Source organism: Treponema lecithinolyticum ATCC 700332 (assembly GCA_000468055.1).
Lineage (GTDB): Bacteria > Spirochaetota > Spirochaetia > Treponematales > Treponemataceae > Treponema_C > Treponema_C lecithinolyticum.
The window spans coordinates 2,883-3,614 of record KI260564.1 but is presented as its reverse complement, the minus strand read 5'-3'; the positions used below and the strand labels follow the sequence as shown (position 1 = coordinate 3,614).

Genomic DNA, 732 nt, shown 5'->3' with positions numbered 1-732 from the left:
GGGGGGGGGGGGGGTATTAAATATTGGATCAGGTATAAAATTCACATTAGAAAAAGCTATATTCAATGCAGTCGGTAATATAAAAATAGTTTCTATAGATAGGCTCCCACGTCCCGAAGCAGTACCTTCTTTTATAGAATATAAGCAATTAGATATAGAAGAAGAATTATTTTTGGAACAGCAATTTGATTTTATTATAGCGTCTGAAATTATTGAACACATTGATAATACGGATGTTCTTCTAAAAAATACTTGGAAGTACTTGAAACCTGGTGGATATTTTTTTATATCCGTACCGAACCTAAGCTCACTATTTTCCCGTAGTGAACTGCTTATGGGATTGCAGCCACATATTTTAGAAGTTTCAAATGAATTTCCGACAGCTGGTACCGGATTACCGGGAAAATTAAATAATCCAACCGGAGAGGTTTTACATCATATTAGAGGTATTACTTATAAGGCAATGAAAGAATTACTTAATTTCCATAATTTTGAAGTTATAAAGACTTATGGAAATAATATTTTTCCTTTTTGTGCCATAAATTGTATACCCTCTTTATCATCATTAGTGATGTACATCTGTAGAAAAAAAAATGAATCCTAAATATAAAAACTATATAGCAGATATATTATTTTCTTTAACAAAAAAACTTCCTATAAGTTTGCAATCGCTTATTTCTTATATTCTATTCAAACCTTCGTTTGAAAAACGGGGGGGGGGGGGGGGGAAAA

The 732-nt window shown here is 32.2% G+C and carries 1 protein-coding gene; it reads left to right on the top strand.

The window, feature by feature from the left end:
• On the top strand, positions 1-604 hold a 604-nt coding region (locus HMPREF9193_RS04635; protein ID WP_021686918.1), incomplete at its 5' end, for a class I SAM-dependent methyltransferase.
• Positions 605-732 lie beyond the last annotated feature (128 nt).